The organism is Microbulbifer sp. CNSA002, from assembly GCF_047324085.1.
Taxonomy (GTDB): domain Bacteria; phylum Pseudomonadota; class Gammaproteobacteria; order Pseudomonadales; family Cellvibrionaceae; genus Microbulbifer.
Genome location: NZ_CP172449.1, coordinates 1,862,364 through 1,878,890, shown reverse-complemented (window position 1 = coordinate 1,878,890; position 16,527 = coordinate 1,862,364). Strand labels below are relative to the sequence as shown.

Annotated in this window: 14 protein-coding genes; 2 read left to right on the top strand and 12 right to left on the bottom strand. The window is 47.6% G+C overall.

What is annotated here, in order from left to right; genetic code table 11:
• Window positions 1-1,622 precede the first annotated feature (1,622 nt).
• Window positions 1,623-3,098 carry a lytic polysaccharide monooxygenase gene (locus ACG1BZ_RS08405; protein WP_413665201.1) on the bottom strand — a complete coding sequence of 492 codons (1,476 nt, stop codon included), beginning with the start codon at window positions 3,096-3,098 and terminating at the stop codon, window positions 1,623-1,625.
• Between the two features lie 776 nt (window positions 3,099-3,874).
• Between ACG1BZ_RS08405 and ACG1BZ_RS08400 the strand changes: the two genes are divergently transcribed.
• Window positions 3,875-4,507, top strand: coding sequence for an acyloxyacyl hydrolase (locus ACG1BZ_RS08400; protein WP_413665200.1), 633 nt, complete (start codon window positions 3,875-3,877; stop codon window positions 4,505-4,507).
• Between the two features lie 57 nt (window positions 4,508-4,564).
• On the opposite strand, the gene ACG1BZ_RS08395 is transcribed toward ACG1BZ_RS08400, so the two are convergent.
• The 7 genes from ACG1BZ_RS08395 to ACG1BZ_RS08365 are packed head-to-tail and all read right to left on the bottom strand — an operon-like array spanning window position 4,565 to window position 9,602.
• Window positions 4,565-5,731, bottom strand: a complete 1,167-nt coding sequence (locus tag ACG1BZ_RS08395) for a glutathionylspermidine synthase family protein (protein WP_413665199.1) — start codon at window positions 5,729-5,731, stop codon at window positions 4,565-4,567.
• Between the two features lie 3 nt (window positions 5,732-5,734).
• Entirely contained in the window at window positions 5,735-6,349 is a 615-nt protein-coding gene (locus ACG1BZ_RS08390; RefSeq protein ID WP_282933397.1) for a DUF1190 domain-containing protein, read from the bottom strand.
• Window positions 6,350-6,361: 12 nt separating this feature from the next.
• Window positions 6,362-6,778, bottom strand: a complete 417-nt coding sequence (locus ACG1BZ_RS08385; RefSeq protein WP_282933398.1) for a DUF350 domain-containing protein — start codon at window positions 6,776-6,778, stop codon at window positions 6,362-6,364.
• Window positions 6,779-6,792: 14 nt separating this feature from the next.
• Complete coding sequence (locus ACG1BZ_RS08380) at window positions 6,793-7,446, bottom strand: YjfK family protein (protein ID WP_413665198.1); 654 nt, start codon at window positions 7,444-7,446, stop codon at window positions 6,793-6,795.
• Entirely contained in the window at window positions 7,431-8,501 is a 1,071-nt protein-coding gene (locus ACG1BZ_RS08375) for a potassium channel family protein (RefSeq protein ID WP_413665197.1), read from the bottom strand. The genes ACG1BZ_RS08380 and ACG1BZ_RS08375 overlap by 16 nt, the downstream gene beginning before the upstream one ends.
• A gap of 4 nt (window positions 8,502-8,505) precedes the next feature.
• Window positions 8,506-9,201 carry a PspA/IM30 family protein gene (locus ACG1BZ_RS08370; protein ID WP_282933401.1) on the bottom strand — a complete coding sequence of 232 codons (696 nt, stop codon included), beginning with the start codon at window positions 9,199-9,201 and terminating at the stop codon, window positions 8,506-8,508.
• On the bottom strand, window positions 9,198-9,602 hold the full coding sequence (locus ACG1BZ_RS08365; protein WP_108732689.1) for a DUF2170 family protein: 405 nt from the start codon (window positions 9,600-9,602) through the stop codon (window positions 9,198-9,200). The genes ACG1BZ_RS08370 and ACG1BZ_RS08365 overlap by 4 nt, the downstream gene beginning before the upstream one ends.
• A gap of 148 nt (window positions 9,603-9,750) precedes the next feature.
• Between ACG1BZ_RS08365 and ACG1BZ_RS08360 the strand changes: the two genes are divergently transcribed.
• The gene (locus ACG1BZ_RS08360; RefSeq protein ID WP_108732688.1) at window positions 9,751-10,065 is read left to right on the top strand and encodes a DUF6471 domain-containing protein; all 315 of its coding nucleotides are present in this window, start codon (window positions 9,751-9,753) and stop codon (window positions 10,063-10,065) included.
• 123 nt (window positions 10,066-10,188) lie between these two features.
• Here ACG1BZ_RS08360 and ACG1BZ_RS08355 read toward each other — a convergent pair whose 3' ends face one another.
• The 4 genes from ACG1BZ_RS08355 to ACG1BZ_RS08340 all read right to left on the bottom strand — a co-directional run bounded on the left by ACG1BZ_RS08355 (window position 10,189) and on the right by ACG1BZ_RS08340 (window position 16,373).
• Window positions 10,189-10,491 (bottom strand): hypothetical protein, encoded by a 303-nt coding sequence (locus ACG1BZ_RS08355; RefSeq protein WP_282933402.1) that lies wholly within the window; start codon window positions 10,489-10,491, stop codon window positions 10,189-10,191.
• An 85-nt stretch (window positions 10,492-10,576) separates the two neighbouring features.
• The gene (locus ACG1BZ_RS08350; RefSeq protein ID WP_413665196.1) at window positions 10,577-13,303 is read right to left on the bottom strand and encodes a DEAD/DEAH box helicase; all 2,727 of its coding nucleotides are present in this window, start codon (window positions 13,301-13,303) and stop codon (window positions 10,577-10,579) included.
• 77 nt (window positions 13,304-13,380) lie between these two features.
• Window positions 13,381-13,932 carry a GmrSD restriction endonuclease domain-containing protein gene (locus ACG1BZ_RS08345; protein WP_413665195.1) on the bottom strand — a complete coding sequence of 184 codons (552 nt, stop codon included), beginning with the start codon at window positions 13,930-13,932 and terminating at the stop codon, window positions 13,381-13,383.
• A 239-nt stretch (window positions 13,933-14,171) separates the two neighbouring features.
• Complete coding sequence (locus ACG1BZ_RS08340) at window positions 14,172-16,373, bottom strand: hypothetical protein (RefSeq protein ID WP_413665194.1); 2,202 nt, start codon at window positions 16,371-16,373, stop codon at window positions 14,172-14,174.
• Window positions 16,374-16,527: the final 154 nt, after the last annotated feature.

Below are 16,527 nucleotides of genomic sequence, written 5' to 3'. Positions count from 1 at the left end.
GCTGAATCAGTACATCTATCAGTGGCCGTAAGTATGCTTTCGTAAATCGCATCAGGCTGTAGAAATCATGCCGAGTAATATTTCTCGCAAGTCTCTGCTTGCAAACTACAAACCTGCCCCCTATGTTGATCCCTACCGCTTCATATCGATTAATTTCATACATCCCTATAGACATGGCGCCGATAATGAAGAGAAGGCCAAACATCAAAATGGTTCTCTTATCAGGTAGTTATTTTTTAGATGCTGAGCCAAGCTAAATACGGCTCGCTCTCCCATTTCCTGCTACTAAGGGAGACAAATTTCTCAACAAGTTGCGGACAATGGACCTGCATAAAAGTGCTAGATAAAGGTTTTTCAACCAGAGCGAATATAATTTTAAAATTAGCGATCAGACGCTGTTTCCCGCACCGACAATTTACCCATCGGCAGCCTCTTCATCACTACCACTAAAAGTCTTTGATCTAACCTCGAACAATACTCCAGCCTTAAGTAAGCACATAAAAATGGGTTGATTGACTACCGATGCTAGTTTGGATTTTTGTAAATTCATCTCTCTACCTGCTATTCAATCTTGTCTAATTTCCCCATTTGAAACAGGTTAGTATTACCTGGCGAGGCAAACCTCGAATATAATAATTATTACAAATCTATAGACCACGATTCACCAACACGGTTCCTGACAATTGTTTTCATAAATTTACACGCCCATTAATTTCAAACCAGTGGAATTTTCCACCACAAGAAAAAATAAAACAACCAATTCCCAACCAAAAACCCAACGCTAAAAAATATTAATAAATACGTATATATAATTAACATCTAAACGCGGAAATCATAGTCAGCACAACAAAAACAAAGTCGTCATACGCAAGACCCTGAGCACCCGAAACAATTAAATTGCCAGCAGATGACAAATCACAGACAGTGCTATGAGAAATATACTCTTGAGATCACACACATGCAGAACCTATAGAAGCACCCTCCACTCTCACGCTATTGAGGCAGTAAAATAATAAAATACATTGCACATTCACTATGACCCAATGTAAACACCGCTTAAGGGATTAACAATTATCTACGTAGACAGTTAGACTTTTGGATCAGCACTTAGACTGGGCAAATATTTTACCGTCCAGTTTCAGTAACTATTGCCCCTAAAATACTCTATCTACTCAACTAGATCTTACTTGGAATGGCAGGCGACATAATCCAGAACTTCAATAACCAAGCCTAAAAAAGCAACCGCCAATACCTATTTCTAGCTCCATAACTAGCCGGTATTTTTCGATCGAAATCACCGATATAGATATGAAAAATTAGGCGTGCAAGCTAACTATTGATCCATTTTTGACCCAATAAAGCGGACATAGTGCAGAGATGGGATTGGTCATTGTTCGAGGAGCCATCCACTAACAACGCTTGATTATCTCAACCCAGGAGCAGAGAGCTGATTAGGAATGGAGAAATAAGCCTGTTCATCTAACAGGAGAGAGCGAGATTGGTGTATCACAAGAAGCAATACACCAGATAGGTTAATAAATCTTTCCGGCTTCAGGATACCATGCTCTTAGATCGAACCCAGTTCAATCACCTACCAAAAGATAGGTGATTGAACTTGCTAGTTACTGACAGGAGCTCTCTTCCCAAAACTGCGGAGCAGCAGATGGAGACCACCAATTTGGTCCATAGGTTGAGACATAAACTTGGCCGCCGAAGGTCACTCTATCTCCAACCTGGTAACCGTTATCACCCGCGTAAGGCTGTTGGAACTCAGGGCAGGAAACTGCAGAGCTATCGTCTCCACTATTGCTATCAGAGCTATCATCGGAGCCGTTATCAGAGCTATCGTCTGAACCACTATCGGAGCCATCACAGGTAGTTTCATTCCAGAATTGCGGCGCGGCACTCGGCGACCACCAGTTTGGCTCATGTGTAGATTCATAAGCAACATTGTCATAGATAACTACGTCGCCAATCGAGTAACCTGGATCACCGCCATACTGCTGCACAAACGCTTCACAGCTGGAATTGCCGGAATTTCCAGAATCGCCATTATCTCCACTATTATCCGAACTATCATCACCGGAATTATTGTCGTCATCGGTAGAGTCATCATCCTGGTCTTGAATAAGCTCATATCCAATTTCAACATTTTCTAAACTGCTACCTTCTAACAAGTAGATACTGTTGATGCCATATAGAGGCTCAAAGCTGCTGCTACCATCATAATCACCGGCGCGGATGCTGCTCTGTTCCTGGTTAATCAGCTCAGCCAGATCATGAGACCAGTTTTCAGCGATACCCTGTTCATCTGAGGCAATTTCCAGAACAGTAGAGTATGAGGAGTTCTCACCGGAGCTATCAAATACACGAGTGTAAACTTTATCGCCCACATTCAGGTCTTGAGTTGGGTTAATAGTGCCCCCAACACTCCAGTCAGTATTGACAACATTATCACCATCAAACTCGACATCGATAACGTTATAGAAGGCATTAACCGTATCACCTACATCCCACACAGCAAGAATTACATGGTAGCCTTCACGCTCCGGCACCTGACACTCGTGTGTCGTATTTACCGCAGGCTGCTCATAGTTGCCATCAACCTCACAGAATGGATCCAGATCAAATTGGTCGCGGGTCAAAACCGCATTTGGATTCCAACCTTCTTTGGTAATGTAATATTTCCAGTCCCGGGTTACATGATTGGCGGTAAAGCGCCATTTAAAAGTTTGCCAACCGGAGCTAATATAATTCTTAACCCAGCGATCTGAGGATTGCTCATTTAATTCTGACCAAGAGCTATCTCCTGCACTGGCTATCTGCCCATCAGCAGGACCACTTTCAGGAAAACCTTCATTCCCTTCAATACTTTGCGGTTCCCATTGAACAGCACCGCAGTCAACATTCATCTCTCCTGTATCGAGAGCATATTTACACAAGGTTCCACGAGCGGATGCAACACCACCATCAGCGGCCTCTACATAGCCGTGGCTAAGTGCATTTGAACTCATACCGGCCAGTGCTATTGCCATCAGGGCGCTATTTAATACGGGTAGTTTAATTGCAGATGCTAGTTTGGTTTTTCGTAAAATCATATCTATGCCTGTTATTCAATTTCGTCCAACCTCCTTCCCCAGCTGAACCAGGTCCTTATCCTGATTACACATATTCGATGTGTAATGTTGGCGACAGAATTATGGACCGCTACTTAACAGCACGGTTCCTGACAATTATTGATATAAATTTACAAACTTCGGAAGATCACCAGCGCACCATTTTTCCTTAAAAATAATGCCAAGGGGTATTATTTTTTAAGAAAGAATAATCAATTAAAAAATAGGACGAAAAAACTACAGCGACTCCTAAAATAGAGAACAGGCAAACCTTTAACAGGATGAGAAATTTCACAGACGATTTTTAACTTAATACAAGTCCCTACACTAGTTAATTATCAATAGATGACACCCTCTCTCACGAACAACCCCCTATTACAATTCAAAATAGATAAGCCTGACTGCATTAAAACCATAAATCTCTCGAGATTACCTACCCGCAAAAGTTGCCAGTAGGGCGGGAATTGGCAGCTACCCCAACCTACGAACACCTATTTCATCCTGAGAAAAAACCTCTTTACATATCAGAGAACTATCGCTGTCACCGCTTTTTTTAAACTGTCACTGCAAGTGTTTTCCTGGCAACAAATACCACTGCAGACCAGTAAATTATTCCCATTAGTACATTACCACTGGGATAAAAGGCCTATATTCGCTCACCTCTGTCTACACTGGAAAAGAACCCGGATGATTTTGAGTTTCCCTAACCAATCATTTTCTTGTAGTCACCATTCGTAGTAGGAAAGGTAGGATCAGGGATGATGTTGTACTTGATTATCCGCAGGCTCGGCCTGTGTCTGTTATTTTCTTCTCTTTTGCTTCCAGCCTGGTCTTTGGCTGAAACGGCAACAAACCCGGATAAACGGTGGGCTGCAATTGTTGGAGCCGGCCCGGGATTTTCCAATCGCCGCAATGAACTCACCCAATATCGCCTTGCCATATCCAAGGACCTGCCCTGGCAGTGGTCCCTTGCTGAGAAATGGACGCTCAAAACACGACTGGAGACCAGTTACTTTGAATGGCGATCCAGCCTGGACGATGGCGATCCAGACGTCTCCAAACGGGGAGAGGATTTAGTTCACGGTATGTCAGTGAGCCCGGTATGGAGGCTTGAGTACCTGCCCCAGTGGGACAAGCCTATCTTTCCCTACTTCGAGTTTTCCGTGGGGGCCAGTTACATTACTGAGTCCAATATTGTGAGTAAAAACACAAATCACACAACTCTGGGATGTCATTTCCAGTTTGAGGATCGAATTGGATTGGGCTCTGACTTTGGGAGTGAGCGCCGCTGGGGAGTCACAACTTACGCACTGCACTACTCAAATGCAGGAACCTGTTCTGAAAATTCCGGAGTGAATTTTTTTGAGCTGCGGCTGCACTATAACTTTTAAAGAAGAGGATTGAGCAGGCGCCGGCTTGATGTCAGCGCCTGCAGTCGTTGGCGGGCCCTAGAGGATGATATGTGGCAGATAACGGCTCATATCCTGGGTAATCAGGTTTGAATCTTCCCGGATGGATATTCCCGCTGCCAGGTCATCAACGAGCCAGCTTCCCACCAGAGTATGGTTCTTTCCAAACTTGGGGAGAGGATGCAGAGCCTGATAGATAAATCCTTCTTGCCCATAGGGGCCATCGGATAGCAAAGTGGTATCCGCCCCTTTTACTACTGAAATATTCGCCCCTTCTCGTGAAAAGATTGGCTTCTTAACTAATTCCGGGAAATCCGCAGCCTTGTCCAGCTCATCCTCAAAAAAAGAGGGAAGAAGATTCGGGTGCTCTGGAAAAAGCTTCCACAACATTGGCAGAAGCGCCTTATTGGAAATGATCGCCTTCCAGGGCGGCTCCAACCAACGGACATTGCTTCCTGCCAACAGGGTCCCGAACTCCTCTCGGAGCATAAATTCCCACGGGTACAGCTTAAACATCCAGGTAATTACCTGATCATTCAAATCGGTAAACTGACCCGCTTCATCCCGGCCAATATCTTCGATAAAGACAAAATGATTATTGATCCCCGCTTCGGAGGCACAATCCTGCAAATATTGAACCGTGCCCCGGTCCTCTTCCGTATCTTTACAGCAGGCGAAATGCAACTCCCGCCCCGGGGTCAGGAACTGTAAATCATGGAAGCGGTTAACCAGCTTTTCCTGCAGGCTATTGAACTGATCAGACTGTAGCGGCAGAGACCTGCGATCAACATTGTCCTGTAGCCACAACCACTGCCAGAAGCCGGTTTCATACAGAGAAGTGGGAGTATCAGCATTGTTCTCATAGAGCTTTGCCGGCCCCTGTCCGGAATAGGCAAAGTCCAGGCGAGAATAGAGACTGGGGTCGCCGTTACGCCAGGATGCTCGCACAAAGTCCCAGTGCTGCTCGGGTATACAGAACCGCCTCAGCAACTCCTCATCCTCAAGCACACGGGCAACGACATCCAGGCACATCTGGTGAATTTCTTCGGTGGGATCTTCAATGTGCTTTTCTATCTGCTCCAAAGAGAATTGATAGTAGGCGCTTTCATCCCAGTAGGGTTCGCCATACATGGTATGGAAGTGAAACCCAAACTCTTGCGCTCGCTCTTGCCAACGCGGGCGCTCACCAATCGGCAACCTCAGCACAAATCAACCTCCCCAGCCGCGCGAACCACCACTGCTGGAGCGCCCCCCTCCCCAGTTGGATTTGGCCGATGCCACTGCACCAAAGCCTCCACGGGAAACAGTTTTGGTAACTTTAGGCTTAGGCGCCGTAGCGCTTTTATCCACCTTATAAGATGAACGGCCATAGTCGCCAATAATGCCGCCGTCAGCTGTCATCAGCTTGTCGCGGTAACGGGAACCTGAATAGCGGTAGACCGGGTTGTAGTAGCCATAGTTGTAGTGGCGATCCCTGTCATTGAGCATGGAGCCAACCATAAAGCCCGCCATCAGAGGCATCCAGACGCCGCTACTGGTCTCTTGGCAACTACCGAACTCAGCCTCACACTGAGAGAGACGGGAATACTTGGGCCCGGTGCGCTCCGCTTCCTCAACCGCGCGCTGATAAGCTGCTTCACATTGAGCTTCGTCCAGCTGGGTATTGGCCACACAGTCATCTACTGAAGAGACGACTTTAACTTCCTCATCTGAGGAGCAACCGACCAGGGCAGCCGCTACACCTAAGGCAAGTGGGCGCAGTAAAAAATTGGAGCCACCGCCCTTGCGCATCCTTGCCAGGTTAATATTCTTGGTACGCTTCATTACCACCCCCAATTAGTAGCTCATGCAAGCCGCATTCAATACGCCAACAGCGATTGTAGTTGCAGCCAACATAACACCGGCACTCACCTCTCCATCTTCGATGCGCTCAACAATACGCGGCATAAACCCAAAGCGGATAATGGCAAAAGCAATTAATTGGGCTATCAATGCAACCAGGGCCCAGATGGCGAAATCAACAATAGAAATAGAGTTACTGGCAGCACCACCAACGGCAATTGCAAAACCCAAAACAGCACCACCAAAACCAATAGCGGCAGCCGTATTCTTATCTTCGCGGATCAGCTTCCACTCATCGTGAGGGGTCACCAGTGCGTATAAAAATTTAAACGCGATCAAAAGTACCAGCGACAGGCCAAAGTAGGCCGCAAAATGCAAGATACCAGTCAGTAAATCATAAGGCTGGTCCATTAAATATCTCCTTATTATCCGTGTATTGTTATTTGTGAGGGGGTCAGAGTAATGCCGGTGCTAATCACCAGGCTGCGGCTCAAGTAGCCTGCATCCTCTTCTTTCTCTTCAGCTGAGAGAAAAAGGGATTCGGTTTGCTGATCAGACAATTCGCGTTCGAAAAGCATGGTAAATTGATCCGTTACTGAATAATCACCATCTTCATCGTAAGTCTTCTCGGCCATATGCACTGGGTTGTGGTAGTCCCCTGCTGCGGTCCATACACGGCTATAAGAGCGATCCTGAAGGTGATAACTGGGTGCGCCAATATCACTCTTTAACAATTTATTCCAAGCCTGCTCCGAACCAACATCCAGAGTGTCGTAAAAATGGAACAGCTTTACATCGACTACATGCTCATCCCGCTGACCGCCCTCAGCAATCACTTGCAGCCAGGCATCATCATCAGTGTAAAAGCGATAAATCCAGGTACCATCTAGTTCGACAACACCGGCCGCTTTGATGATCTGGGTCGGTGAACAGGATTCAATGGTCAATTCATCGAGTATCAGACGGATGGCCAAAGGGTCCAACTCAAAACTCGCCCCCATTCGCAAGCCCATAATTTCTGGAGTCTTGACCTTTGGAGCGTCCTTTCCCTTTATTTTATTTATCAGTTTGGTAAACATGTACCAACACCTTCTTCATTACTTTTTATATCGAAACAGCTTTTTTCATCGAGCCGCTTTGCAGAGATATAATACAGCATGTCGCCCTCGGTGACTTGATCGGTAAGCCCCGGGTTCACATCAATTTTAACCACGCCCTTTCTACGTACCGCAATTAAGGTCGCGGAGAGATCCCGCTTAAAATGGTCAAATAATTCACCGACAGGAAGAGGCTTCTCACCCCGATATTCAACGCTGTATTGGGTCATGCCGTATGTGCTATCGAGCAACTGTCGGTGCAACCTTGCGGAACCGGGGTCAAGCGAGGATTTTGCCAACATCTCTACAGCGACAGAGGGAATACATTCGATATTGGGACAGTGGGCACGGAGCAATTCACCCACATTTTCATCTTGGAAATAAGCCGTTTTATGGCTGTTCGGGCTGAGCTTGTCACAGAATAAGGCGGTTGTAAGGGTTACATCATCCAGAGGGTTGTCGATAATAATTCGAGCGGCATCGGCCAACCCTGCCCTCTGCATACCTTCCCCGTGGGAAAACGATTCCACCCGGACAAAATCAATCTTACCCGGCATCGGATTTTCGATATCGGCTTCAACACAGAGGACAATCTCTGCTGCGCTACCGTTTGTTTTGGAGAGTAGCAACTCAATCAAACGGAGCGTTCTGGTACCGTTCCAGCCGATAATTACTGTGTGATCAATATGGTTTGTCATACGCAAGCCCTTCTTGCCGCGATGCACAAATTCTGAAACCGCAAAGCCAATTCTTGTGACCACCATGGCAAACAGGCTGAGGCCCACTGGGATCACCCAAGCGGCAACTACGACTTTACCCTCAGGGGTTACCGGGGAGAAATCGCCGTAACCTACTGTCGATGCGGTAACGACCAACCAGTAAAAGAAATTCTCGCCCGCGACAATATCAGCTTCACCGGCAATTTTGAGCAGCCAATAGGAGATGAAAACATAGCTGCCTACAGCTATGAGAATGGTGGTTACATTTGCCCGAATGAAAAGCGACGCCAGAAGGCGTCGCACTCGATAAAGCAGCACTGTGTTAAGCCTTTTCGCGGCCCGCTAACAGTTGAGCCAACTTATCGCTGCCACTTTTCTGGCCGCCGGGCTTGATGCCCGCCGCTTTCAGCTTGGCATCCAGGCTGGAACCGGTTTCCTCTGAAGCCAGCTCTTCCGCAGCTTCAAGCTCAGCAGCACGCTGCTCCTGCTTGTTTTTGATGCGATCCAGGCTGTCCAGCGCTGTTTTGATCTTGCTGTTCGCACCCATGTGGCGGGAAGAAACCGCTACCTGTGCTTTTTGAACAGACTCAGTCGCTTTGATCTGGTCAATCTGCTGCTCCATACGGCGCACATTGGTTTTTGCCTGGGTAATATTACCTTTCAGCGTACTCTCTGAACTCAGGAATCCATCCAGGATGCTGCGCTCAGTTTCCAGCTGGCTTTCCAGCTCGGTAACACGCTCTGCACACTCAAGAGCGAGTTCGTTATCGCCCTTTTCACTCGCGTTGATTGCGTGAGTGCTATAGGTTTCAACGTCGGCTTGCAGCGCTTGGACCTTACTCTCAGTAAGTTTGCGCTTCGCCATGATTTTGGTCAGATTTTCATCGCAAGCTTTCAATTCTTCCTTCGCCTCGCGCAATTCTTGGTCAAGAATACGAATCGATTGGCTATCCGCTACTGCTTCTGTTCCTTCGTTAACTGCGCCTTTCAAAGCAGTCCAAATTCTCTTAAGGCTCATGCTACACCCTCCGTTTCAAAATGATCGGCAAATAAATCCAGGAAGTCACCCACATTGGAAAACAGGGTCTCAACCTCCTCGATAACAACTTCGTCCTTGCTGGACACCGACAGAGCACCGAAAGCGACGTAGTAGTTCTCACCACCAATATTCTTAATCGCAATGGCTGTCAGGGGCACCAGCTGATGTGTTTGCAGAACCATTTCATTGAGCGCTGCCACATCATCTACCTGGCTCACGGGAAACAGAATGCTCTCTACAACTATCTGCTTCTCGCCAACATAGACAAACGCATCGACGCCTTCATCGTTGGAAATACTGAGGCAATCCCCCTCAGATTCGACCACCCATCCGGAGTGGTTTTCCGCCAATTGGCGCAGGTTCTCATTGTTCCAGGTCATCTCAACTCCCTCGCTGTGGAATATTGGTCACAAATATAGCACCAAAAAATCTGCGGTCAATAACTTATTACAAACTAATGTTGCAAATAATACACACAAAGATAATATTTACCACATTGGTGATAGTGAATAGGACGGAGTAGAGCCCATGGACCACAAGCAAAGCCTGAGCAACCAGCAAGCACTGACCCCTTACAAGCAGGCAATTGCTCGCTATGTGCGCGCATCAATGGCACTAAAGGGCATGCGTTACGGAGATCTCGCCCAAGCACTGGCCGAGAGAGGAATTTCAATGACACCGGAAAACCTGCGCAGCAAAGTCAGCAAGTGCATGTTTTCAGCAGATCTGCTGGCAGCCATCATCGATGCCATGTCGGTGGAGGACAGCGCCATGCTTGAAATCCTCAAACAGGCCCGTGAGCTGCAAGATCGAGGACTCTATGCCGAGCAGGAGAAAAGCTAACACGCCACTTCCTTGGACACCAGTACACGCGATCACACTTTGACTCCGTCGTCAGTAATCAAGCTTACCCGCTGAAGAACCGGGGTATCCACGACTCACCTGCACAGCTCCTTTACAGGTGAGTTAGTAGTGATGCAATTTGACGACTGGCTCACCATTACCACACTTTCCGACAACCTCAGGCTCTGAAAGCTTGGCCCCTGCAGGAATAATCTTATTCGTTGGCCACCAAACAAAGCAGGCATACCTGAAATTGACTGCCCAGTTACAGTAGAGGCGTCCGTCCTCTTCCTCATAGAACCGCGCCTGGCAGAAACTTAAAGTGGGACTTCGCACCCCTTGAACCTGCTGGGGATCAGCCAAAGAAACTTGCACTCCGGCAATTGCAACCACAGAGAGGGAGAGAATCAGCAACCAGGATTTCATAGATCTACTCTGGAATTTTGCTCAAATCTCCTTGAAGACTAGCAGCTGCGGCGTAACTTTCATCTCTGAGCCCTAAGCAGCGGCACTAACCGTCAGGAATAGCAGCTTCAGATACAGGCACTTTTTCCTGCTGAAGGATCGTCAATAACTGCTCGATGCAGCCCTGCCGGTCTTTTAGCCAGTTAATATACGGCAGGGGAAAGACCGGAATGCCCGCCCGATACAATGCCTTGTAGACCTTTACACTAAAGTAAGACTCGTAGTCGCCGGGATACCCAATCAGGTCAATACCGATAAAACGCCCGCTCACAGCACAAACCACATCTACAATCTGCCCAGCCACAGGAAAGCCCACCCAATGGGGAATTTCGTGCTGGGTTAATAAATGGCTAACTTCACTCGCAAAACGACATACGATTTCATCACCCTGCAAATGACTGCCAACGGAGTGTGGAAACTCAACATATTGACGCAAGAGATGATCCGAAGGGAGAGTTTGGGGCTCAATCGACAACGCAACCAACTGCTTTTCTTTTGCCCTGGTAATTGCGACATTAAACACATCCGCCCGGTTTAAGTAGCTGGCTGCCCGCAACGATTGACTATCAATAGCCATGGAGATAAGCATTAAATCTCGCTCCTCTCCTTGAAAACCATAGGGCGTGGCAACGCGCACAGAAAAACTCTGTAACTTCTGCGAGGAGAAGACCTTAATCAACTCCCCTTCCAAATAATCAGCCTGATCCCGATAGGGAGACAAAACACCGACCGACGGCCGAATTGCAGCATCGGCATAGCGCTCGAAATGCGCTTTCAATTGCGCAATAACCCAGTCGCGCTCTACGGTGTTTCTCCCATTTTTTCTCCGGCGCCCTAGCAGTTGATAAAATTCCAGCGCCGACTCTGGTAATGGTTTGGGCCTGGCCCTCATAACTTTCAAGCGGCCGGAGTAAAAAGCATGGTTACTGAATGCGATCAGCTCTGGATGGCTGCGAAAGTGCTCATCCAGCATCACAATAGCTTGTTGAGTGGGGATCACGTCTGAAGCCAAATCCAAAAGTGATTGATCCCTATAGCTCAGTTTTGGCGGCACCCCGGCATCTTTTATCACTCCCTGCCAGATACTTTGCTGCCGCTTGCGGGAAAGAAATGAAACATGCCGCAGTTGTTTACTGTCACCGACAATCACTGCCCGCTCAGCTCTAAACAGGGCCGACAGTGAACTTGCAATATCACACTGGGTTGCCTCATCAAAGACCACCAAATCGAACATGGCGGGCGATAACGGCAGCACTTCATTGAGTTCATCTGCCTCCACCAGCCATATGGGAAACGCCTGCATTACCACCCGCATATCAGTTTGGGCAAAGCGCTCCGCCTGTACTTTTGAAGTTCGAGATCGCAAGGCTTGATTGAATTGGCTCAGGGTACCCCGATTCTTTTCCAGCAGTCTGTGCAATGTATCGCGGCGATAAGTATTCAAATACTGACTTGCCAGGCTTTCAAAGTTGCGCCGACAATCATCAATCGCACCTTGTGATTGCCACAGACTTTTAACACTCAATCGATTTGCAAAGAAGCCCCAGGCATGTCGCGCTACCCACTGAGCAAACCGACCTACACTAACAGCGCGCGCCAATCCCAGCTCTTTGGAGAAGCGCTTCTCCAAGCCCCTCAAGGCTCGATAAGCCCTCTTCAGCTCCCTCTTCACCTGGGCAGGCTTTCTCTCTGGAGGCCCCACCCCCTCTTTCAGCAGCCTATCCAGATGAGCTTTTAAGCTGGGGATAAAACCCCGCTCCTCTCGATGTACATACCCCTGAGTCAGACCGTACTCATCTCGCAACTTATCCCGCACCACATCCAATGCTTGCTGGTTTTTCGATACCACCAAAACACTTTCACCATGCAGCACTCGATCGAGAACCATAGCGGCGATCGTAAAACTCTTTCCCGTACCGGGCGGACCTGAAACTAGGCTAAGAGGAAAGCGAGCCGCATTTTCCAGTGCCCTCTCCTGTGCCCCACTCAACAGACCCGGCAGCATATCCGGCTCACACGCTTTCTGTGCCGTTTCCCAGTGGCACTCTCCCAGCAATGCCTGTAACGGAGGAGATAATCTTTTTTCCCTGCCTAAAAGTTGTAATTCGTGCAGCACTCCACGAGAACCCCTCGATCTATCTGCAAGAATTACCGCACCCGCCGAGACCAGGGACAACTGAATACCCTTCGATACACTTTCAACAGCTGCCTTATCACTCAGGTTAGGCCAGCGCCCCAATTCCTCCACATTTTCCAAAATAGTGTAATGGGCTAGCCAGCGGCCGACGTCAGCCAGCTGTGTCGAGGACAGCGGCGAAGTAAGCACCGGGAAACTATCTGTTATTGAGGACTCAACATCAGGTTTAAGCAGTTGACGTAAAACAGGGAAATTAACGTGAATGTTTGCAGAGTTGATCTCTACAAAACAATCCTCATCAAAATGTAGCTTGGCGGGAAAATAAAGTAGTGGTGCACAGAGCTTGCGTTTTGCGCTTAGTCCAGATTGGAGAGCGTAGTTACCACAAATAAACAGGCAACCATAAATCAGCCGCCGCTCCTTTCGGTAAACATCCACTTGTTCCAGCAGTTTTGCTCCCGCAGTAGCGGAGACAGGTATACGTGGTAACTCATCAGCCCCCAAATAGTCCCGCTCATCTAAGAACAAACGCCGATTCGATTTGAGATTTAGAATATTGTTGAGGGAGAGGTCGTAACTGTCAGCTTGATAGCAGCGCCGAAAGTATTCGATTAACTTCTTGGGGTGGTGCTGCATTGCAAATAACTCCTAGAGGACAACAAAATTCTAACGGATGCCGGAACCTTGTTATACCCCCCGGAGATTACTTGTCCTCAGCCATCCGCCATTAGCGATTGATATTTGCGGCGCTCGCCCGCACTCAGCTGAAGGTCATACTTATCTACGATTGCCATAAACCGCTTGAGGTAAACTTGCTTGACCGGTCCATAGGGCGGCATCCACTTGTCCGGCCCTTTGTGGCCTTTACTTTGGTTACGACCGTCATCAACCAGCCATAAATTCTCGATGTCCTCAGCAAACCGCTGCTTTCGCTTGCGCGTCCAATCAGCTCCCCCGTGATCGTGCGCCCACTTCAGCGGCACAATATGTTCCACATCAAGATCTGAAGCTTTTACAAAGAAGCCGCCTGTGTAGGGATCCAGCCACAAACCGGTGTCTACTTTGCAGTGATTGGAGCGGGTATAGGTTACCGGGGATAGTGAATAGCGAATTAACAACTCATGGCGGGTATCCTGGCAATCCCGATCGGAATCAGACCACTTGGGCAGCCACTCCGCCCGATCATAGGACGCTGCAAAAGCGGAAAAACTGAAGGAGAAAACTACAGCAATGGAAGAAAGCTTAGAAACTGACCGAACGCTCATACATCAACTACCAATCAAACCAGAGCGCTAGGTTACAAGAAAGTGTGTACCAATTGTATGCGGCGGTTCAAATCAATAAGAAATGGTTCAAACGTTATACAAAACACCCCAAATGAAAAAATAGGGCTATAGCAAGAGTAATGAAGAGCAGGATATTTCGATCAATTTTTTTACACCTAATAAAAATGCCCTGCCTGATTAACGCTTGACAGGGCATAATTTATCAATGATAGATTTTGCTACTTGTCCAGCCCTACCGCTTGAGGGATATAGATTGCGTGCAACTGTCCTCCGGCCATCATTTCCTGAATCAATTGTGTAGAGGGACCATTTTTTTGGTCACGCACATTAAAGGAATTCAGGTAACTATCCACTCGACCTTCAAAATCATAGTGAAACTGGGTTGAACTCAAGAACCAACCATCACCCAGAATATCGCCCACATAAATAACCCCGGATGCTTCAGCATCGGTAGAGAGCGCAGCCTCTATCCCGGTATCATCCAGCCCACTGCGAACCTTGGAGGATTGTGAGTAGTATTGACGGTAGGGCTTACTCTCCACATGCTCTTCCAGCAGTGCTTGGTATTCCTCATCGGTAGGCTCAGCTTCCAATTCTCCACTTGCCAGCTGTTTCTCGATCTTCAGATCGAGCTCGTCTTCACTATCGCCAATAATTTCTGGGTTAAATTCGGCAACACGAATCATCTCTCCGGTTTCAGGGTCGAGAACGTAGATTGGTGAGTAATAATTAGATTTATCAAATTGCAACACCAGGCGAGTCTTATTATCGACACCAGCAACCGCTGCCATATTGTCGAAATTCTCATAGTTGTCAGTTATATCGCCATCGGATTTGCTACTCACTACTCTCTTGATGATTCCACCATCTGTTGGATTGGTGATATCCGCAAACTCAAGCTGGTATACACCGTACTTGGCTCCAAAATAAAAGCTATTGGGATCCAATGGGTCCCAATCACCATCTTCCGGAGAACGCCACTGGGAGACCTCCATTCCAGTGGTATGAATACGGAAGGCCTCCTGGCTCATATCGCGAATATCTTCTGGCTTCCCATCTCCGTCGGTATCCTGGCTGGAAAGTTGTACCAACTCAAACATCAATTCGCTATCGTCAAACAGCGCTCGATTGTCACTATCACTAAAATCAACCACCGGCGCGCCATCGCTATCCAAAACCCGAACCGCATACAGCTCACCATTGGTCAAGCCAGCCTTATCAATTTCACTGCCTTCATTGGTTTTTTCACCAACATAAACTGTGAGAAAACCTCCATTGCGATAAGCATCATCTTCATCACCCCGAGGCCGTTCATCATCGACAGACAGCAATATGGTTTTATCCTGTGCTTTATAGTTGGGTACGATATTCTCAAAGCGAGATTTACCAAGTAGTGGCAATTCATAAGCATCACCAGCATTGTCTCCGGTTGTCAAAACAGCGATACCGCGACCGATATAAATTTCCGATTTGTCGTACTCGTAGACAGACTCGATCTCACTCTTGGCTTTCGCCTCACCACTGATGCTACCAAAAGCATCAAATCGAAGGCCTTCATAACCACGCTTCTCAACCAAACCATCGTAATAAGTTTTGAGGCTCTCGCCACCGTCACTCTCTTCGCCGGTCAAGAACATCCGTACCTGGGTACCTTTGCCGCTCTCCGCATTATAGAAAGCAGTTTCAGCTGGCAGAGTTGCGGAGCAGAAACGTTCGAATGCTCCCGTATTCACAAGGTCCCCATCCGCATCAAAATAAGGTTTCATTTGTGTTACGTAGGTATATCCTGGAGATTCAGCAACCTCACCATCCGTGTCATACAGGGTACGCCGCCAGGCATAAACACCTTTAATCAGATCCTCACCACCCTCAATTTCCCCGGAGGTTTTATTGATTACCCACTTTGAAATGAAGGTGCCTGTCGATCGGAGACTGCGATTTGAGTTCTCCAGCACCACCCCGTCACCGCCAACAAAGTTGTAGTGTTCCTGGTTCATAAACAGGGTAAATGTACCGTCGTCATTATCCAGGTACCCCAAACCATCGGGCTCTCCAGACAATACATAAAGGCCATCCGTATCCGCAGCATCGAGACTCGGGTGCTCCTCGAATATAGGAAGCATATCCTGTTGGGGAACATTTTCACTGGAGTAATCAGTGGGGAGATAACCATTGCTAAGCAGATTAATTACCTTAACGTTTTCAGCCGTGGCGACAACATGTGGTACCTGTATTGTTGAAGGACCAATATGCGCAGCAGCCTCAGAAGCAGCAACTGATTCAAATAGACTGACTTCCTCTGGCACTTCCGGATCTGGAGTTACCACTACCGGATCATCATTATCGTCACTACAACCAGCCAAGATTGCCGGTATAACGATAGCTAACGCTGCTCTCTTGAAAAATTTATGATTTTTCATTGCCACTCCAATGCGTTGATTCCCCACCCGAAGGCAGTTCCAGTTATAAAGGCGGCATAGAGTAGTTGTGCTAAATGACAGACTTAATAAGGTTTGATTACAGACGAAGAATAATTTAGTTCAATAAATTTAATTTTCTGCACGAAGGTCTTCA